The sequence below is a fragment of the Streptomyces sp. NPDC107498 genome (assembly GCF_055582805.1).
This window is the reverse complement of record NZ_JBVJPE010000001.1, coordinates 26,185-46,420: the sequence shown is the minus strand read 5'-3', so window position 1 is coordinate 46,420 and position 20,236 is coordinate 26,185. Positions and strand designations below refer to the sequence as shown.

The window sequence follows — 20,236 nt, the reverse complement described above, 5'->3', positions numbered from 1 at the left end:
CTGTCCGTATCGGGGGCCTCACCGCCAAGCCCGGAGCCTGATGTCGATCACGTCCATCCCGGCGGTCGAGGCCGCCGTGACACCGTCGTCGGTGTCCTCGTGGGCGAGGCACCGGCCGGGGTCGACGCCCAGTAGTCGGGCGGCGTGGAGGTAGGCGTCCGGGGCCGGTTTGGGGTGCGCGACGTCGTCGCGGCCGACGATGACCCAGGGCAGGTCGTCCAGTCCCACGACCGCGAGACCGTGGCGCACGATGTCGCCGTAGTTGGCGGTGACGACCGCGACGGCGCCTTGCTCGGCGGCGGTGCGGGCGGCGGTCTCGGCCCCGGCGATCGGCCTGATCCGGTCGGTGTGCGCGAACCAGTAGGCGCGGGCGGCCTGGACGAAGGTGTCATCAGGCAGGGCGGCCGGTGCGAGGCCGAGCCGGCGGCGGAGCTGAGGGGCGGTGAACACCGCCTCGGCGGTCACCCAGGAGAGGGGCACGGGGATGCCGTGCGCGGCCAGCGAGGCGTGCACCGCGGCGAGGTTGACCTCCGCCGTGTCGGCCAGGGTGCCGTCGAAATCGAAGGCGTAGGCGGCGTACCTCATCCTGCTCACCAGTCGACGGGGAGTTCTCGCAGGCCGTGGACGACTCTGTGTCGGTGGGTGCGGAGCTTGTCGGGGGCGGTGGCCAGGCGCAGGTCGGGGAACCGGGTCAGCAGCGTGGTGAGCAGGGTGCGCAGTTCGATGCGGGCGAGCTGGTCGCCCAGGCAGTGGTGGGGGCCGTGGCCGAAGCTGAGGTGCCGGGCGGCGTCGGGGCGGCGCGGGTCGAAGAGGCCGGGGCCGGGGAACCGGGCCGGGTCGTGGTTGGCGGCGGGCAGGTGCAGGACGACGCGCTCGCCGGGCTTGATGGCCTGGCCGGCGAGGGTGAGGGGTTCGCGGGCGACGCGGAGCAGGCCGAACTGGAGCACGGTCGCGAACCGCAGCGTCTCCTCGATCACGCCGTCGACGCACGCGGCCAGGTCGGGCTGCTCGCGCAGTGTGCCCCACAAACGGGGCGGGCGGAGCAGGAGCAGGACGGCCAGGCCGAAGACGTTGGCGGTGGTCTCGTGTCCGGCGATGAGGATGAGCTGCCCCAGGGCGGCGATCTCGTCGTCGGTGAGCGTGGGGTCTGTGGCCTGGGCCTGGACGAGACCGGACAGCAGGTCGTCGGCGGGCGCGGCACGTTTGGCGCGTACCAGGCTCAGCAGGTACGTCTTCATTTCGGCCTTGCTCGCCAGGAGTTGCTCCCGGGTGCGGTCGAGGGAGAGCAGTTCAGCGGTGAGGCGTTGGTACAGCGCGCGATCGGCGAAGGGGACGCCGAGGAGTTCGCTGATCACCAGGGATGGCACGGGGAGGGCGACGTGTTTCATCAGGTCCGCCGGGCGGAGCGCGGTGGCCAGGGCGTCGAGGTGGTCATCGACGATGGCCTGGATGCGCGGGGCCAGTCGGTTCATCCGCCGGGTGGTGAACTGCCCCGCGACCAGACGGCGGAGCCGGGTGTGTTCCGGCGGGTCGCTGGTGAGCAGGTCGGACGGGCGCAGCACGGCCATCTCCTCGGCGGTGACGAGCCCGGCCCGTACGTGGGAGTTGAGGTGTGGACGCCGGGAGGAGAGCCGGGGGTCGGCCAGGCCGGCGCGGACGTCGTCGTAACGGGTGACCAGCCAGCCCGGCGGCCCGTCCGGGAACGCGAGCGGCGCCACGGGCAGCTCGGTGCGCAGCCACCGGAAGTCGGCGGGCAGCTCCAGGGGGCCGGGTCGGTCTACCGGGAGCGGGATCGGGGGCCGGTCGGGGGCGGTGTCCTCCGGCCTGGAGGAAGCGGTCTCCATATCGGAGGTGTCACCCGTTCCTGTCGCTGTCACAGCCGGCGAGGGCCAGCAGGGCCCAGATGTCGGAGAAGACCGGGGCATCGAACAGCAGTGGCCGGGGCGCCACCTGATCGGGTACGGCGGTGAAGCCTCCGTCCGGGTCCTGGCGGGCGAGCAGGAACGTCACGCCGGCGCGTACGGCCGGGTCCTCGTCGACGCGCCGGCCCATGGCCGACAGGGCGAGCACCGAGTAGCAGGTGCTGACGACGTCGCTCGCGTCCCCGGGCCGGTAGCCCCAGCCGCCGTCCGCGTTCTGCGCCTCGACGAGGAACCGTGTCGAGGCGGCGCTCGCGTCGGCGATGCGCTGCTTGAGGGCGGTACGGGTCGGCTCCGGCATCGCGTGCAGGGCCCACATCGCCCGCCAGATCGTGTTCGCCTCGCTCAGGCTCCAGCTCCGCTCGAACGTCCCGTCCGCGCGCTGCGCGTCCAGCAGCCAGCGGGCCGCGCCGTGCAGCAGATCGGCGTTGCCGACCTGATCCCAGGCGAGCGCACTGACCGCGCCCGCGGTCATGCCGACCTCCGACGGGTCGCCCTTCACATAGGTGGGGTAGCCGCCGTCCTCGCCGACGATGCCCCGGAAGTACCCGGCGGCCCGCTCCAGGGCATCCCGGTGCCGTACCGGATCCACGGCGGCCAGACATGCCGCCGCGTACGAGCCGGCGTCCACGTCGCTGTGCCCCATGTCCTCACCGAACGACCACCCGCCGTCCGGCATCTGCCGTGCGAGGAGGTAGTCGCTGATGCGCCGCAGCAGCTCCGGCGCCGCCTTCGCGCGGGCCAGCGCCAGCCCGGCCGGGCCGGTGCTGAACACGTCCAGGTTCGACATGCTCGGCACCCCGCCGTCAGGATTCCGGCACGCCGCCAGCGCCTCGACGCCACGAGCCACCAGGGGGTGGCCGGGGGCGAACCTCTGCCCGGCCAGCAGCGCCAGCAGGTGCGCGGCCGGGTAGTTCTCCCACACCGGGGCCCGGCTGGAACCCAGTAACTCCAGCAGCCGCTCCCGCTCCGCCTCGCCGATCAGCGATGTCGAGCCCAGCCCGTACGCGACCAGCACCCGGGCGCCGAGCATGATCATCTCGATCCAGGTGACCGTGTTGTCCTCACCCGGACCGGCCGTGCGCACCGGGCGCAGCATCGACGGCTCGAACGGGACCGCGCCCGTCACGGCCAGGTACACGTCGAACAGCAGCCGCTTGCGGCCGAGGGAGAAGTGGTCGAAACCGGCGAGCAGTTCGTCGGCGACCACATCGCGCTCTGCCGTCCGCCCGTGCAGAACCGCCTGCGCCAGAGCCGCGTCGAACCCGGTCGTCTGCGCCCCCGGAGCGGCCAGGTACCCGGCGAGCTGCTCCTCCACCCCCGGGTGACCACCGTGCCGCCGCAGCAGGACGAGGAGCAGCGCCGACTCCAGCGTCCGGCTCGCACAGGGCCTCCGCACCGCCCCGTCGCTGCCGACGGCCGCGCTCAGGTGAGCGACCACTCGGGCCCGGGCGGCACCGAGTCCGGCCGCATCGAAGTCGCCGTACGTCATCGTCACGCTCCCTGCTGTCATCAAGGCGGATGGAAGCTACCCCCACGCAATCCCAGCCACGCAGGAGCGACGCTTTCTGCCACAGGCGCGGCCGAAATAAACAGGAGGGACGACACGCAAAGTGGACGGCCACGAGTTCGGGCTGCTGTCTTCTCTGAACTGAACTGAGAGGCCTGGGGTTAGGACGCCGAGCCGTGCGGGTGGAGCGGGTGTCCCCGGAGGCTGGTGCACCTCTGGCGGGGTGCCAATCAGTTCGTTGGGCGTCGGAGCAAGGAACGAGTCCTGAGCCGTCGCCCCGCCTGACCGCACGCATGCGGTCGCCGTCCGTCTCCATTGGCGTTCGCCGAGAGGCATCTCTTACGGCCAGCCGTCCAGCGCGCGGGCAGTTCCGCCGAAGAGCTCAGCCCAGTCAGCACCTTTATGGTCGAGCCCGCCTTCGCCCGCATGAGGCACTACAAGATCCTTCGCGACTGCCGTCAACGCGGCAACGGTCTCCACCACGCGGTCCATGCTGTCGCTCATTGCGCAACCTCGTCCTTGCCGCATGATCAGACCAGCCCGAAAGCTGCCCGGACACGACCCTCTGCAACACGCTTCGAGGCGCCGGTAGCTCCGGCCGGGCTCCGTTCCGGGGGCGCCGACTCAGACGCTGGCAGCGTCGGCGCAACAGCGCCCATGCCCAGATCCGCTGCGTCGCTGAGCAGGTCATGGCCAACTCTCAAAGACTGGCGACTTCTGCAGAAGCTCCGATGCAGCACCAACGGCATCACCGCGATCGTGAAGGTCGTCATCGCCCTTCACCGCAGGTCGACATGAGGGTGGAAAAGCTCAGTGAGGCGATTCGAGAACTGTAGGGCCGTGCGGCCGGCAGTGACGACGGCAGCGTGATGATTCGAGACGGCGCGCTGGCTGATCTCGGTTGGGAGATGCCCCTACCTTTCGTGGGGATGCTGCGACGCACGGAGGATCGCAGCTGGCCCACGTCGTTCGACGCCAGGCAACATGCACGCCACGCCAACCTACTTGGCACATACGCTATCCAATTTCAGCGTAGAGTCAGGGGCACATGGGTACTCGGGTTGCCGAAAATAGATCGGCAGTTCGAAGTTGATTATATACGGGAAGTATTTCTTTTTCTCAAATGGAGTTCGCGTGGCTGGTCACAGCTCACCTGGATTTTCTGGGCGCACCGATGTGAGCATTCTCGGGACGGGGTCGTCCCTGCCTGAGAGGCGAGTTCTCAGCAGTGAAGTCGCTGATGTTGTCGGTGTAGAAAGAGGCTGGGTCGCCGAACGCATCGGTGTTCTGGAGCGACGTTTTGCAGCTCAGGACGAGACGTGCCTCGACTTCGCGATCAACGCGGCCAAGGCGGCACTCGAATCAGCCGGGGTGTCGCCCCTGGAGCTCGGCGCGGTAGTGCTTACAACATCTACCGCGGATCGGCCCGTTCCGGGCGTCGGCGTTCAGGTGCAAGCCGCGATCGGGGCGCACGATGCTTTCGCCTTCGACGTGAACGCGGCGTGTGCCGGGTTCCTTGTCGCCTGCGAGATCGGTCGCGGCCTGCTGGCCACGAATCCACAGCAGAAATATGTGCTGGTCGTTGCGAGCGACACGTACTCGCGCTACATGAACCCGGCCGATCGGCGGACGTATCCGCTGTTCGGCGACGGAGCCGGCGCCGTGGTACTCGGTCGGGTGCCAGGCGGTGAGGGGATCTTCAGTGCGGAGATCAGCACCGATGGCAGGCTCGCTCATTACGTCACCGGCGGCCCTCGCATCCCGAGGCCGTCGACGGCACCTGCCGCCGACGACCACTATCTCAAGATGGCCGGCCGGGACGTTGCTGGTCTGGTCCGGGATAAATTCCCCCACTTAGTCAACGATGCGGTGAAGGAACGCGGCATCACTTTGGGCGAGATCGACCACGTAATCAGCCACCAGGCAAACCCTCGGCTCGTCGAGGAAGTAGCTCTTGCGGCTGGATTCCAGCCCGAGCAGCTCGTCGTCACTGGAGATCGGTTGGCCAATACAGGAGCGGCGTCCATCCCGATCGGACTCGACGTGGCGGTAAAGGATGGCCGGGTCCGGCACGGGGATACGATCTTGATGATCACTTTCGGCGCAGGGATGTCCTGGGGGCGGATGCTGCTGCAGTGGCCTTCTGTGGCTCCGTCGCACTCATAAGAGGAAAGCCTCGTTTCCTGGGAGCGACGCTCTTTCTGGGCGGTTTCTGTTTTCTCGTCAGCCTCAATGGATGCCCGCTGGAGTTGATTGTTCCTCGCGGGCATCCATCGTAAATGCGCCGGGTAGTCTTACCGTTCCCTTTATAGTGGGACGCTTTCTGCTGTAAGCGTTCCTGGTCGGTGATGCCAGCAAGGCCGACGAGTTCTGCTCTGTCAGTACTTCGGCAATGCGGTGTGAGGGCGCTGGAACATCAGGGCGTGCACCGTGAAGCGCGACCCCTCGAATTCGGCCTGGCCGGCTTCCCGCTGCTGCTCCAGTAGGCCCAGCAGGGTGTCCCTGTGTTCGGCGTAGGCCAGGAGCGGGATGTCCATTTCGAAGATTTTGAGGGTGCTGCACTTGTAGCCGCGCCCTGTGAATTCTTGGACGGTGCGAGGGATGTCGGCGAGTGAGGAGTGAGCCATGAGCAGGGTGCCGCCCGGTGCGAGGAGTGTGTCCATCTGCTCGACGACGGCGTTGTACATCGCTCGGCCGCCCCCTCGGGCCACGAGAGCGGTCTCCAGCCCGTCAGACCTGGCATAACTCGGATCGTAGGGGAGGTGGGGCGGGTTGGTGATCACAAGATCGAATTGCTCGCCTGGTGTGTACTCCTCCAGCGGAGAGGTGACACAGGTCAGCCGCGTGACGTCAAGGCCGTTGCTCAGCACGTTCGCCGCTGTCTGTGCGGCGGAAGCAGGGTTGATGTCCAGCGCAGTCACCCGTTCGGCACCGGCCGCGAGCAGGGCGACGCTGTAGAGGCCGGAGCCTGCCCCGATGTCAAGGGCGTTGACGCCCTTCAGATCGGGAGCGCTTTCCTCGTTGAGGGCGCTGATCAGACTCAGGCCGCAATCGGTCGGGAACAGGACCTCAGTGGGGTCTGTCACCTCGAGTCGCAGATGCATGCCACGGAACTCGAAGATCCCGCATGAGGGTCGGGCCATCCACAGGGATCCGCTTTCTCCGACGGGCAGGACACGGCGCTGTGTCAGCGTCTGAATCGGGGAGACGGTCATTGCAGTGTGGACCTTTCAGATCGGGAGCCGGCCATCAACATGTTGGTTGGCGCAACGTGTGGGGCGGCGCGGTTGAGGGCAGGTGAGAGTGGTTCGGATTCCTTTCCGGGAGGCGGGGTGCCTGGCGGGCAGGCCGCTCATTCGGATAGGGCGGACAGGACGGTACGAACCGACTCGTCAGCGATGCGTTGTGCCCGAGGGGCGGAGATCATGTCCTCTACGTAGCTGAAATTCCAAGCGAGTTGCCCGTGGCTGGTGGTGGCTGTTGCCACGATGGCCCCCATCACCGAGACACCCGTGAGGAACTGGGCGTCGCAGACGAGCCATGAGCCTGCCTGGTCGGGAAACTCATAGCGGCCGACGTTGGACAGGCACAGGTTGACCGGTCCTTTCTCGTCCATGAAGTGCATGAATGATGCGCTGTCAGCCAGCGACTTCGGTCCTGCCCAAAGCGGCAGGCTGACCGTGGCTAGATGATCCTGTCGTTTGCGGCGGCGTACCAGGTCTTGGCTGATCGTTCGAGCCATGGACCAGAGCGGATGGCCGGGCTCGTAGCGGACGCGGGAAGGGACAGTGGCCACGTAGGTGCCGACCTCGTCATGGAGGACGGCCGGCTCCAGGTCGGCGCGGAAGTCGACTGGCGAGCCGATCGAGAAGTATGTGGCTGTTGCGGTTCCCACGTCCTGGGCGACCGCCGTCACCATCGCGGCGGCCAGGGCCCCGTGGACGGTCGTGCCGTGCAGCTTGGCCGCCCGCACCAACAGGTCCAGTTGCTCGGTGGTGAGGAACGTGTGCACCATCTGGGTGCGCCGCTGCTCGAACGGGACCTGACGGCTGGGGACGATCCGCTGTGCCGGGTGCCGCCGGCCCGCCTGCCGGTCTCGCAACAGCATGGCCTTCAAGCCCGCGACGCCGATCGCGCCACGGTGGCGACGCGGGAGCAGGTCTTCCGTCGCGGGCAGCACCCGCCGCGGGGCGACTCGATGTGCCGAGCCTCGGTCCAACCGCGCAGCGAGTTCGATCCACTCTCGAAGCAAGGACAGGCACGTCTTGCCGTCGGCGATGGTGTGCGAGGCCGTGATCAGCAGGTCGTGAACGTCGTTCTCACCCCCGCCGTCAGTTCCTTCCGAGGTGATCACCACCGTGCGCACCAGCGGCCCGGTCTGCCAGTCGATCCTCTCCACGAGCTCGCGGTCGTTGACCTCGCGCTCCCAGCGGGTGCCCGCTGTGGAATCGTCCGGCGGGACGTGGACTCGTCGGAGCGGAATCTGCCGGTCTTCCAGAGGCGCGAAGGCAGGGTGCGCTCCGGTGCCGTCATCGGCGATAGCGACGCGAAGCAAAGGGTGCCGACTCTGAAGGACGTCCAAGGAACGGCGGAGCAGTGACGAGGGCAGATGTCCATGGACACGAGCCCGGGCGATGACGTTGAGAGGGGAAGTCTGGTCGACGATCCAGTACATGCGCTCCACGGCGCTGAGCCGACGCTGGACGTTGCTGACTTCGACAGGCGGTCGGCCCGGGAAGGTGAGGGCCTGCGCCGTCCGCCGGGCCAGGACGCGGCGGGGCGTCAAACGAAAGTAGCTGCTCCGGGCCAGCCGTCGCCGGAGGTGAGCTCCCTGTTCCAGATCGCTCAATGCCCGGGACTCAGCCACCATTGTCCTGGTGCGGTCGCGGCGCCGTTCTTCATAGGCACGCAAGGCCGGGGCCAGATCGTCGCCGCTGGCCGACTCGGCGAGCGTATGTGCCAGCACGACGGCGTCTTCCATGGCCATGGCGGCCCCTTGGGCGAGCGTGGTCAACATGGGGTGGGCGGCGTCGCCGAGCAGGGTGACGGGGCCGTCACCCCATCGCTCCAGGAAGGCGCGGTCATGGGAGGGCACGGTGAGGATGTCTTCCTGAGGCGTGGCCTCGATCACCGCTCGTACTTCGTCGGCCCAGCCTGTGTATGCCTGCACGAGGGCGTCCTTGGCGCGGCCGGAGGCAGGCTCGTCGGCGGGCGTGCTCAAGGCCGCCCACCAGTAGCAGCGTCCTTGGCCGATGTTCACGAGGCCGAATCGCTGTCCGCTGCCCCAGTAGTGGCGCACACTGCCCTTCGTGACACGTGGGTGCTGGAAGGGGACGATGCCGAGCCGGAAGAAGTAGCCGCTGTCCCGTGCCGCCTCGGGGCCGACGAGATGGCGCCGTACGGCCGAGTTGAAGCCGTCAGCACCGATCAGGATGTCCCCGTCGGCCGAGCGACCGTCCGCGAAGCGGACGGTGACACCCGTGCCGACGGTTTCGAACCCGACGGCGGTGGCTCCCAAGCTGATCGGGCAGTCCGCGGCCTCCGCCAGGAGGGCCTCTTGGAGGTCCGCACGACTCAGACAGAAGGTGGGCGCCCCCGCCTGGCCGCAGGCGTCCTTGAACGGCAGGTCTCTGATCCGTCGGCCGCGCCGGTCCATGACCGTGAACGACTCCACGGCCTGGCCGCGTTTTTCCAGGTCGAGATCGATGTCCAAGGTGGCCAAGGCGGTGACGGCGTTGCTCATGACCGACAGAGCGGAACCGGCGGCGCGTAGCTCGGTGGCGCGCTCGAAAATCTCGACATCGAGGCCGATCCGTCTGAGCGCGACCGCACAGGTCAGACCGCCGATACCGGCGCCGACGACAAGGGCCTTGGCGGGTCGTTCAGGTGCCATGGTGTCAGTTCCCCCGCTCGGACGGGGATACGTCGGTTCTGATCAGGTCAGCGACGGTCCCGACCATGTGGGCCACGTACGGTTCCTCCATGATCGACAGGTGGTCGCCAGGAGTGTGGACGAGCTGAATCTGACCACTGGTCACGGCGCCCCAGCCGTTGAAGAGGTCCTGGTAACGACTCTTGGCGGCGTCGTGCATGGCGGACAGGACGGCAGGCAGGGGCTCCTCGGCACGGATCAGCGTGAGGTCCTGATCCTCACGCGGGGGCCGGTAGGCCAATGTGGCCTTCCAGTTGGCCCGGTAGACCTCGAACAGTCGACGGATGACAGCCCCGGAACTTCCGGCCGGCAGGATGCCCTGTTCGCTTGCGACGCGAGCGATGAAGGCGAACTTCTCCTCCGGGGAGCCGAGCCCGTCGGGGATGATCCGAGCGGATGACCCGCCACCGTCCCGAGGCCAGAGCAGTTCGTGGAAGAACCACTCCATCAAGGGCTCGTCGTGGTCTGCGGTGCGCGGCGCCTGGTCCAGGGCCACGGTGTCCAGCACCAACAGGGTGACTTGCTCGCCGGCCGCTCGCAGCCGACGGGTGATCTCGAAGGCGACCAAGCCGCCGAAGGACCATCCGCCGATGGTGTACGGACCGTGTGGCTGGACTCTCCGCAGCGCGGTGAGGTAGCTGCCCGCCAGATCCTCCACCGTGCACAGCGGTGTGGTGCCGGGCTCGGCTCCAGCGGCCTGAAGGGCGTACAGCGGTTGGTCGTCCGGGAGATGCCGGGCGAAAGCCACGTAACACAGCACGTTGCCGCCCATCGGGTGGACCATGAACAGTGGCCTGCGGGAGCCCTGCGGGCGGATCGCCACCAGTGGATCGAACGTGGCCCGGGCCCCGCCCTCGCGCAGTCGCGCCGCGAGTGAGGCGGGGGTGGGTGCGGCGATGAACTCCGCCAGGGGAATGTGCACCCGGTAGCGCTGTTCGATCCGGACCACCAGCCGCATCGCGGTCAGGGATGTGCCTCCGAGGTCGAAGAGGCTGTCGTGGACACCCACCGAGTCCAGGGACAGCACGTCGGCCAGCATCTCGGTCAGCGCCTGCTCGTAGGTGTCGCGCGGCCCGGTGCCGGGGGCGCGGCTGGAGGTGCTCAGCGGAGTGCGACGCAGGGCGGCGTCGTCGCGCTTGCCGCTGGGGGTCAGCGGCCACTGGGACACCCATTGCAGGTGTGAGGGGACCATGTAGTCGGGCAAGGCGGCACGCAACCGTTCGCGGATGCCGGCCAAATCCTCGTCCGTGCCCTCACCGAGGAGGAAAGCGGCGAGGAAGGTCTCGCCGTTCGTACGCCGACGCGCCACGACCGCGGTGTCGCGCAGGCCCGGATACTGCCCGGCCAGACCGGCGACGGCCAATTCGACCTCGGCCGGCTCCACGCGGAAGCCCCGTACCTTGACCTGGGCGTCGTCGCGCCCGAGGAAGACCACGTCTCCGCCGGGCAGCACCAGGCCGACGTCGCCCGTGTAGTAGAGCCTTTGGCCTTCCTCTGCGAAGGGATGGGGAAGGAAACGCTCCTTGGTCAGGTCCGGGCGTCCCTCGTAGCCGTCTGCCAGGCACCCGCCGCCCAGGTAGACGTCACCGCGCGCTCCGACCGGCACCGGACGCATCCGTTCGTCCAGGACGTGCACCTCGGCCCCGTCGATGGCGCGCCCGATCGGTGGCAGGGCGGGGAAGGTCTCCGGGTCCCCGGCCATGGTGAACGCGGTGACCACATGCGTCTCGGTCGGACCGTAGTGGTTCTCCAGCACGACTCCGGGGAGCGCGGCGCACAGCGCGCGGACCTCCGGAGTGACGCGGAGCTGCTCACCGCAGGTGATCACCGCCCGCAGGGCCTTCGGAAGGATGCCCAGCGTGCCGGCGGCTTCAGCCAGTTGCTGGAGGGCCACCGGGGGGAGGAAGACCTGCTCGACGCGCTCGCGATCGAGCAGGCGCAGCAGAGCGGGCATGTCGCGCCGCTCCGTGTCGTCGGCCAGGCACAGGGTGCCCCCGGAGCAGAGCGTGGAGAAGATCTCCTGGAAGGAGATGTCGAAGCTCAGCGGTGCGAACTGCAGGGTCACACCGCCCGCGGCGGCGCTGGGCGCCGCGGCCTGCCAGGCCACCAGGGCGGCCAGGGTGCGGTGCGGCATGGCGACCCCCTTGGGGGTCCCGGTGGAGCCCGAGGTGAACAGGACGTACGCGGTGCTCGCGGGGTCCTCCCCGCCCCCTGCCGGGCACGGCGGCGCCGGCGCGGTCACGGATTCGGCGGGCAGCAGGAGCCTCGGGTCACCGGCGAGGTGGGCGTACGGGGCCTCGGCCACGACGCGGAAGGGCTGTGCTTGCTCCACCATCGTGGCCAGCCGGGCGGCGGGGTATCCGACGTCCATCGGAACGGCCGCGCATCCGGCACGCATGACGCCCAGCAGCACGGCCATGGTCAGCGGGGACCGGTTCATGGCGATCCCGATCCGGGCGTTCGCCGGGGCGCCGAGCGCAGCCAGCCGTCCGGCCACGTTCTCGACGGCCTCGGCGAGCCGGGCGTAGCTCCATCGCTCCTCGCCCATCACCAGGGCGGTCGCGTCCGGGGTGCGCGCGGCCCGCTCAATGAAGCGCGCCACGACCGTCGGATGCTCCAGAGGGGAGGCGAGAACGGGGCGAGGGGCGAGGAAGGCGAAGTCCGGCGTGCTGTGCGGGTCCTCCACCATGCGCCGCAGGATGTTCAGGTAACCGGCCGCGAAGAGGTCACCCTGTTCGGCCGGAAACGTGGCGCCGTCGCAGTCGATCCGCAGCCACATGCCGCTGCCGTCCGGTTCGGTGACGGCGTGCACCATGAGCCGGAGGTCGTTCTCCTCCCAGGTACGGAACTCCCTGAGACGCAGACCGGGCAGACCGAGGACGTGGGAGAGCTGATGGAAGTGGACGTAGTTGAAGGCGGTGTCCAGGACGGGCCCACCGTGGTCCTCTTGGATGGCGCTCAGCGGGTAGCGACGGTGAGGATGCCCGTCCTGCTCCTGGCGGAAGCTCTCGCGCGCCACGTCCAGCCAGCTGTCCCTCGCAATGTCCAGACGCAGCGGCACGGTGTTCAGAAAGAGTCCGGCGGTGCGCTCCGCCCCGGCCAGTTCGGGCCGGCCGTGGGTGATCAGGCCCGTGGTCACGTCATCGGTGCCGGCGAGCATGGCCAGTGTCAACGCGTGCGCCGCGAAGAGCACGGACTTCACCGGCAGGGCGTGCTCGGCCGCGAAGTGCCGCACAAGCCCGACGAGGTCGCGGGGAAGGTCAACCCGCCGTGAGGCCGGCGGATGGGCGGTACCGGACAGGTGCGGCGAGAACGATTCGAGCGGCAAGGGCTCGCATCCGGTGAGTTTCTCCCGCCAGTAGTGCCGGGACTCTTCCGACCGGAGGGCGATCTGCTCCAACCGTGCGTAAGCCGCCGGTGGGGGCGGAGCCGCGCCCTCGACGGGGTCGGTGTCCAGACCGAGACCGTGCGCGTAGTCCTGGAGCAGTTCCTGAAGCAGAGTGGCGACGCTGCCGCCATCGAGGAGGGCGTGGTGGAAGCTGAGGACCAGGTCGACGGTGGTGGGCCGCACATGGGCGCGGAACAGATACAACGGCGGCTGATCGGACACGTAGGAGTGGCGGCGACGTGCCTCGACGTGTGCGTGTACTTCGGCCTCGGCCGCCGCGCTGTCGAGCGGACGCAGGTCGGTGATCTCCAAGCCACCGGTGACACGGGGGAGAACGACCTGCAGCGGCTCGGCTCCGGCCAGGTCGAAGGACGAGCGAAGGACCGGATGGCGTGCCGCCAGTCGGTCGAAGGCGCGACGGAACCCCTCCTCGTCCCAGGGCATTTCCAGGGTGTACCGGAAGACGTCCCGGTACCTGGCAGATTTCTCGTGCCTGCGACTGTGATAGAGCAGACCGAGCTGGAGCCGGGTCAGCGGGTACGCGTCTTCGGCGTCCCGCAGACGGGCTCGGTCCACATCGGCTACGAGAGCGAACGGAGCCGGAGCGGTCGCGGTCCGGGATGTGTCGCATTCCTCGGTGCACGCGGCGAGGCCCGCCACCGTCGGGTTCCGCAAGAGATCGGTGAGCGAGAAGTACAGGCCGCGGGACTCCGCCTCTGCTCGCACTTTGAGCATGGTGATCGAGTCGCCGCCGAGGGCGAAGTAGTCGTCATGCACCCCCACGGCGTCGTGGCCCAGGGCACGGGCCCAGATCTCGGCCAGAGCGGCTTCGGTACGGTTGCGCGGCTGCTCCCCCTCACTGGCTCGCAGGGCGTCGTGGGGCGAGGGGAGCGCGTCGCGGTCGGTCTTCCCGTTGGGGGTCAGCGGGATGGCGCCGATTCGGGTGAAGGACGCCGGGACCATGAACGTCGGCAGCATCCGCCCGAGCCGTTCACGCAGCACCACCGCGTCGATCGGCGCCTCGGCGACGTAATAGCCGGCCAGAATGGTTCCCCGGTCTGGGGTGGTACGGCCCACCACGACGGCGTCCTGGACGCCAGGCACCGTGCGCAGGGCGGCGGCCACCTCGTCGGGCTCGACACGGTTGCCCCTGATCTTGACCTGGCCGTCGATCCGGCCGAGGTACTCCAAGGTCCCGTCCGCGAGCCAACGAACCAGGTCTCCGCTGCGGTACAGACGACCGTCCGGGGTGAACGGGTCGGTGCCGAACTTCTCGGCGGTCAGTTCCGGACGGTCGAGGTACCCCCTGGCGACACAGACTCCGCCGATGCACAACTCGCCCGCCACGCCGACAGGTTGCGGCAGATCGTCGGCGCCCAGCACATACAGCCGGGTGTTGTCGATCGGTCGGCCGATGGGCACACGCGCAACGCTGCCGACGGGGTCGTCGGAGCAGGCGTGGAACGAGACGTCGACGGTGGCCTCAGTCGGGCCGTACAGGTTGGCCAGTCGGACCGGTTGCTCGACAACGCCCTCGCGACGACACTGATCGGCCAGCCGGTTGAACTGCTCGACCCGCGGGCCGGGCAGGACCTCGCCGCTGCAGAAGACGTACCGCAAGCTTCCGATGCCCTCTCGCGCCGCCGAGTCCTCCAGCAGGTCGAGGAACGGGCCGAGCATCGAGGGGACGAAGTGCACGTTGGTGACGCCGTGTTCGCGGATGGCCTGCAGGACCTCACGCGGGTCCTTCTGGCTGCCGGGTGGCAGCAGAGCCACGGCTGCCCCCTCGACGGCCCACCAGAACAGTTCCCACACCGAGACGTCGAAGGAGACCGGCGTCTTCTGCAGGAGAACGTCCCGTTCCCCGAGCGGATAGCGGCGCTGCATCCACGCGAGGCGGTTCACCACGCTGTGGTGCTCGACCATGACGCCCTTGGGCTGCCCGGTGGAACCGGAGGTGTAGATGACGTAGGCGAGGTCCCGGGAGGTGGCGAGTGGCTCGACCGGGGCGCCGCTGCCGGTCAGCAGGGAACCGATGGGCCGCACGGGCGCGTCTACGGAAGGGTCGGCTGCCGCGTCGTCATCGACGATCACCACCTTGGCGCGGCTGTCGCGCAGCAGGAAGTCCACCCGCTCGGCCGGATAGCCGGGGTCCACCGGTACGTAGGCCCCGCCGGACTTCAGCGTGCCGAGCAGCGCGATCAGTAGCCGAGGTCCCCGTTCCATCATGATCGCGACCCGGTCGTCCGGGCCCACGCCCTCGGCGCGCAGGGCACGTGCGACGCGGTTGGAACGTTCGTCGAGTTCGGCGTAGGTCAGCGTCTCCCCGGACACCGAAATGATCGCGGTCTGGTCGGGTCGCAGCTTGGCCTGAGCCTCGAAGAGGCCGTGCAGGGTGGCCTGATGCGCATAGGGCACCTGCGGGCCGACGGCGCGACCGGAGGTGAGGTCCTCATATTCGGCAGGGGTCAGCATCGGGATCTCGGACAGGGGTTGGTCCACCATGTCGAGGCCGTGCCGAAGGAGAGTCGTGAGGTGGCCGACCACCGATGTGATGGGGAGATCTTCGTCGAAGACGTCACAGGCGTAGTTCAGGTCGACATGGATGTCGGCCGTGTCGTCGAAGGCGGACACCAGGACGTTCAACGCGTCCTGGTCGTGCGAGAGGGCCTTCAGGGACCGGAGCCGTTCGACTCCGGGAATCCGCTCCGGCGGAGGCCAGTGCATGTAGGAGAGCGTCACGTCGAAGAGCTGCCGAGAGTTTCGGGCCGATGCGGGTAGTACGGGCAGGATGTCGCCCATCGAGAGCCGCTCGTGCTGCCTGAGGGCGCGGGTCGCCTCTTGGATCTGGGAGAGGAGTTCCCGCAGGTCCCGCGCGCCACGTGCGGGGACGCGCAGCGGCAGGATGTTGGCGAACTCGCCAAGGGTGTCCTTGTGGCGCTTCGTCGGCCTGTTGAGGAAGGGGACGCCGAGGATCACCTCATCGCTGCGGTGCAGGCGCGTCAGATAGATGCCGAGCACGCCGGCGAGGTACGTGAACGGCGAGAAGCCGACGGCGCGGATCCGGGCCACGAGAGCGCTGTCGATCGTGAAGGAGTGGAGCCCGCGTTCCCGTGCGTCTCCGCTCGTCGTACGGGCGAAGAGAGCGGGTGCGGCGCCGAGGAGGTACTCCCCGTAGAACGACCGGGCACGGTCACCGTCCGTGCTGACGCGGAAAGCGGCATCCTCCTCTACGAACGGCAGGTAAGAAGACGACCGGAGGGCTGCTCCGCACCGATCGCCGTGCGTCGCTCGGACGTAGTCCTGGACGATCTCGTAGCTCAACCGGTCGAGGGTCCAGCCGTCGGCGATGATGTGGTGTGCCTTGATGTGCAGATGTGTGACGTCCGGACTCTGTACCAGCAGCGCGGCCTCTACCAGGGGACCACCCGTGAGCGGGAGGGCGCTCGCCATCGAACGGCGCATCCACTCAGCGCATGCCGCGTCCGGTTCGGGCTCTCGCGAAAGATCGACCACGGTGACGGGGACTCGGTCGGATGCCACCCATTGAGAGGGAACGCCGCCGCTTTCACCGAAGTGCAACCGGAAAGTGTCGTGGTGGTACAAGACGCGTTCCGCGGAAGCGACAAGCCTGTCGCGATCCACTTCGCCTCGTAGACGTTCGTGAAGAACGGCGTTGAACTGCGGTGATTTCGGAGTTCGGGAAGCGACGGACCACAGGTCGCGCTGATAAGCCGTCAGTTGGTGCAACACTTGGTCGCTCGTACCCATCTGTCGAGGTTCCCTTTCGAACCTTGGATCACCCGGTGCTTGCTGAAGGCGGCGGAAGGCAGCGGGTCATGGCTTTCCGGGCACATCCCGTGTTCGTCAGGGATGGCCGTGTCATCAGGATGAGGCCGGCGTGCTTGACGGCCGGCGTCCGCCCTGCCTGCTCTAACCCGAGCGGTTTGGCCGGCAGGGATCCAGTCGGCGTGGTCGGCCGAGGCCGAGCAGACGCCGCGCCTCGGTGTCTATTCCTTCCCTGCCGGTCTTTTCGACGGGCTGAGGGGCGCGGAGCTGTCGGCGAAAAAGGGAGGGGCAACCATGCTCAGCCCGCCGTCCACCACTATCGTCTGACCGGTGATGTACTCGGCGCCGGGCGAGAGCAGGAAGGCGACCGTATCGGCCATCTCTTGGACCGTGCCAAGGCGACCCTTCGGGATGCGATCAAGCACCGAGCTCATGCTCGGCATTCCGGGCGTACCGAAGAAGTGCTGCAACGAATCGGAAGCGATCAGGCCGCCGCTGACCGCGTTCACGTTGATGGAATACGGAGCGAACTCCAGCGCCATGTACCGAACCCAGGACTCGATCGCGGCCTTCATCGGGCCGAGAGCCGCGTATGTCGGGAAGGCTCGGGCGCTGCCGTAACTCGACAGGGCCACGATCCGCCCCCCGGCCTTCATCAGCGGCACCGCGTGTTGTGCACCGAGGACGAGTGGCCGCAGGTTCATGGCGTGTGAGCGATCCAAGTGGTGGGGCTTCAGATCGAGAATCTTCTTGAAAGCGCTGGCCGCGGCGTTGGAGACGAAATGGTCCAACCGGCCGAACTCGTCTTTCACCCTGGCGAAAAGAGCCTCTACCCCTTCGACCGTCTCGACGTCCGCTTGGACTGCGAGGCCACGTCCCCCCGCCTCTTCGAGGCCGGCCACGACCTTCTCCGCGAGATCCGCGTTCTTCTTGTAGTTCACCACCACGGTGGCTCCGCCGCGTCCGAGGGTGCAGGCTAGTGCGCGCCCGATGCCGCGGGAGGCGCCGGTGATCAGCGCCACCTGGTTCTGGAACTGTCCGCTACACGTCATCGCTGCTTGCTGACCTCGGAGTCGGTAATCCGCAGGACGTGGCACGCGGCGACATGAGCAGCGATACGCCCGTGACGGTCGCGCAGATCGAGCGGCTGATGGCCTGGGGCGAAGGCGGAGCGTGCGGAGGTGTTGTTCGGTAACCGGCCGATCGACGCATGCGCGGGGCGGTCACCCGTTACGGCGTCCTGGTGGGAGACGCGGAGACCTCTGCCGAACGAGGGAGCGGACGCATCCGCTTGAACGGTGCGGAGGTTCCTCGCTCCGCCGGACGAGCGAGGGTGCTGCGTGAGCATCGACGTGCCCTTTCACGGCCCGTTAGGCCAGTTGCCGCAATATGCCTAGACGCCCCATGCGGCCTCAGTGGGGGCGGGGCGGAGCAAGCGTATCCAAGGCCGTGAATAGGGCAGTTCGGGTGAACGGAGATTTCACCTCTTCGGGTACTTTCCTCACCTGTCTGGCGGAAGGGGCAGACAGGGGCCACCCCCTGCGCCGACCTGAGGAGGGCGCAGAGGGTGGCCGGGAGCCCGCGGACTGCTCAGATGTGCCCGAAGAACAGGCTGCCCGGCGCGTCCGCGTCGTTGGAGAGGAAGTACTCGCGCAGCGCGCGGATGAGCTCGTGGCGCGAGATCGCGCCGTCCCCGTCGATGTCCAGCCTGCTGAACATGTCCATCGCGTCGGGCGCCTGGACCTGCCAGACATCCTTCAGGAAGCGGGAGAACTCCTCCTTGCTGATCTGGTTGTCGCCGTCGGTGTCGATGACGTCGAAGATCACGTCACCGGTGCCATCGGCCACGTTGAGCCGGCTGGTGTCGATGCTCGCGAGGCGGCTGGCCGTGACGAACTGCTCCTTCGTGAGGCGATCCCCCTGGACGCCCGAGTGACGCAGCAGCTCCAGCCAGTACATCTGGCAGAAGGCCTGGAGCGCCCGGGCTCGGCGGTCGTCCTTGCTGAGCTTGTACGCCTTGATGTACCGCTCCGCGAGCTGCTGGTAGTCCGACCAGTCCACGTAGCCGTCGTTGTTGGCGTCCATGGTGTCGAACGCGTTCTCGTTCTTGGTGCCGATGACGTCAGTCGTTGCAGGAGACATGTTGCGTCCTCCAGGGAGGGGGTTGGGTCATGATCAATATGAGCGGTCGGTAATGGAGGAGCGCAACCGGTCCCCTCGGCCTTCACTCCTCCGGGGTATCGGCTTGCTTCGATTGGCGCACTGCCGGATGTAGATGTAACTAATCTGGGTGAAACGTTCCGCCGCGATATTCACCTTGAGCGACGGGTGAGGTAAATGGTGGCGGTTTCAACGATCCGGGACCAGTTTCTTGCGCGCAAGTCCGCTTAAGCGGTCGCTTTTTTGGCTTCATGGAGCGGAAGGGGTTATCCGTCTTCATGGGTAAAGCCGATGGGCGCAAGTCTGACAGTATGACCAGGCCCTGGTATGGCGTCATTGCCCGTGACGAGCGGTCAGCACCGATCGTGAGCAGAAGGGCATAAATCTTCACCTACAGTGAGGGTGCGATCCCAGTGCGACAGTGCGCCCGGGGAGTTGGGCCTGGCCCTGTCCGCTTCGCGCCTCAGGATTGCTGGTTGCCGAAAGCGTAGGAGAAGAGCTTTGTTGAACCGACAGGCAACGGTTGTCGTTCCGCCGTCCGGACGCGCCGTCGTCATCACCGGCGCGTCATCCGGGCTCGGCAGGGCGTGCGCGCTCTACCTGGAACAGCGCGGGTTTCGCGTCTTCGCTGGTGTACGCAGCGAAGTGGACGGTGAAAAGCTGCGTGCCGAGGCGTCCTCCACTCGACTGCAGCCTGTGATTCTGGACGTGACCGACCAGGCATCGATCAGGGCCGCAGCGGAGTCGGTCAGCGAGGCAGTGAACGGACAGGGCTTGTGGGCTCTGGTGAACAACGCCGGAACATGCGTCTCGGCTCCCTTGGAGTGCGTCTCACCCGCACAGCTGCGGCAACAGCTGGACATCAACGTCATCGGCGCTCTCGCCGTCACCCAGGCGCTCCTGCCTCAACTGCGGCGAATGCGCGGACGTGTCGTCAACATCAGCTCTGGCCTGGGCGCTGTGGCCCTTCCCTACCTTGGTGCCTATGCCGCCGGGCAGTTCGCCAAGGAAGGAATGAGCGATGCCCTCCGTCGCGAACTGCGGCCCTCCGGCGTGACGGTATCGGTCGTGCGGCCTGGTGCGATCATGACGCCGCTCTGGGATAAGGTGCGGGAGACCGGCAACGAGGTCCTGAACCAAGCGCCCGCTGACGTCGCCGCCGTCTACCGTCCGTCGTTCGAGCGCTTCTTGCAGCTCAATGAGCGACGGGCGCAGATGAGCAGGACGCAGCCGGAGCACTTTGCACGGCAAGTCTTCCGCGCGCTGACCGCCACTCGTGCCAAAAGCCGTTACTACGTCGGTGTGGACGTCCGGGTGGCGACGGTGCTCTCGCGGCTGCTACCGGATGCTGCGCTGGACAGTTGCTTCGCCGTGGCCACCAGGCCAGGCCGCTGAGACGGGCTGGTCCGGCCCCGCTGCTCCAGGCGTTCCGGGAAAGGGTGGGTATTCCAACCGGGTCCTGGAATTCGGCTCCTGCGAAGCAGCCTGATTTCCCGCTTTGAGGGCACAACCGGTTCATCATCTCCTGGGATGCAGCA

The 20,236-nt window shown here is 67.8% G+C and carries 10 protein-coding genes and 1 pseudogene; 3 read left to right on the top strand and 8 right to left on the bottom strand.

The window, feature by feature from the left end:
• Window positions 1-18: 18 nt before the first annotated feature.
• The 3 genes from ACZ66Z_RS00165 to ACZ66Z_RS00155 are packed head-to-tail and all read right to left on the bottom strand — an operon-like array spanning window position 19 to window position 3,432.
• A complete protein-coding gene (locus ACZ66Z_RS00165) occupies window positions 19-585 on the bottom strand; it encodes an HAD family hydrolase (RefSeq protein ID WP_469932232.1) in 567 nt (188 codons plus the stop codon).
• Window positions 586-590: 5 nt separating this feature from the next.
• Window positions 591-1,844 (bottom strand): cytochrome P450, encoded by a 1,254-nt coding sequence (locus ACZ66Z_RS00160; RefSeq protein ID WP_469931686.1) that lies wholly within the window; start codon window positions 1,842-1,844, stop codon window positions 591-593.
• Window positions 1,845-1,854: 10 nt separating this feature from the next.
• The gene (locus ACZ66Z_RS00155) at window positions 1,855-3,432 is read right to left on the bottom strand and encodes a prenyltransferase/squalene oxidase repeat-containing protein (protein ID WP_469931685.1); all 1,578 of its coding nucleotides are present in this window, start codon (window positions 3,430-3,432) and stop codon (window positions 1,855-1,857) included.
• 402 nt (window positions 3,433-3,834) lie between these two features.
• Here ACZ66Z_RS00155 and ACZ66Z_RS00150 point away from each other — a divergent pair.
• Window positions 3,835-3,933: pseudogene (locus ACZ66Z_RS00150) on the top strand (IS5/IS1182 family transposase); the annotation flags it as partial.
• Window positions 3,934-4,563: 630 nt separating this feature from the next.
• On the top strand, window positions 4,564-5,595 hold the full coding sequence (locus tag ACZ66Z_RS00145; RefSeq protein ID WP_469931684.1) for a 3-oxoacyl-ACP synthase III family protein: 1,032 nt from the start codon (window positions 4,564-4,566) through the stop codon (window positions 5,593-5,595).
• A 212-nt stretch (window positions 5,596-5,807) separates the two neighbouring features.
• Here ACZ66Z_RS00145 and ACZ66Z_RS00140 read toward each other — a convergent pair whose 3' ends face one another.
• The 5 genes from ACZ66Z_RS00140 to ACZ66Z_RS00120 form a co-directional block, all read right to left on the bottom strand.
• On the bottom strand, window positions 5,808-6,644 hold the full coding sequence (locus tag ACZ66Z_RS00140) for a methyltransferase (protein WP_469931683.1): 837 nt from the start codon (window positions 6,642-6,644) through the stop codon (window positions 5,808-5,810).
• Between the two features lie 137 nt (window positions 6,645-6,781).
• On the bottom strand, window positions 6,782-9,322 hold the full coding sequence (locus ACZ66Z_RS00135) for an FAD-dependent monooxygenase (RefSeq protein ID WP_469931682.1): 2,541 nt from the start codon (window positions 9,320-9,322) through the stop codon (window positions 6,782-6,784).
• A gap of 4 nt (window positions 9,323-9,326) precedes the next feature.
• Window positions 9,327-16,520: an amino acid adenylation domain-containing protein gene (locus ACZ66Z_RS00130; RefSeq protein WP_469931681.1), complete on the bottom strand. Its 7,194-nt coding sequence runs from the start codon at window positions 16,518-16,520 to the stop codon at window positions 9,327-9,329.
• Window positions 16,521-16,759: 239 nt separating this feature from the next.
• Window positions 16,760-17,560: a 1-cyclohexenylcarbonyl-CoA reductase gene (chcA, locus tag ACZ66Z_RS00125; protein ID WP_469931680.1), complete on the bottom strand. Its 801-nt coding sequence runs from the start codon at window positions 17,558-17,560 to the stop codon at window positions 16,760-16,762.
• A 568-nt stretch (window positions 17,561-18,128) separates the two neighbouring features.
• Window positions 18,129-18,680 (bottom strand): EF-hand domain-containing protein, encoded by a 552-nt coding sequence (locus tag ACZ66Z_RS00120; protein ID WP_469931679.1) that lies wholly within the window; start codon window positions 18,678-18,680, stop codon window positions 18,129-18,131.
• A 522-nt stretch (window positions 18,681-19,202) separates the two neighbouring features.
• Between ACZ66Z_RS00120 and ACZ66Z_RS00115 the strand changes: the two genes are divergently transcribed.
• Window positions 19,203-20,093 carry an SDR family oxidoreductase gene (locus ACZ66Z_RS00115; protein ID WP_469931678.1) on the top strand — a complete coding sequence of 297 codons (891 nt, stop codon included), beginning with the start codon at window positions 19,203-19,205 and terminating at the stop codon, window positions 20,091-20,093.
• Window positions 20,094-20,236 lie beyond the last annotated feature (143 nt).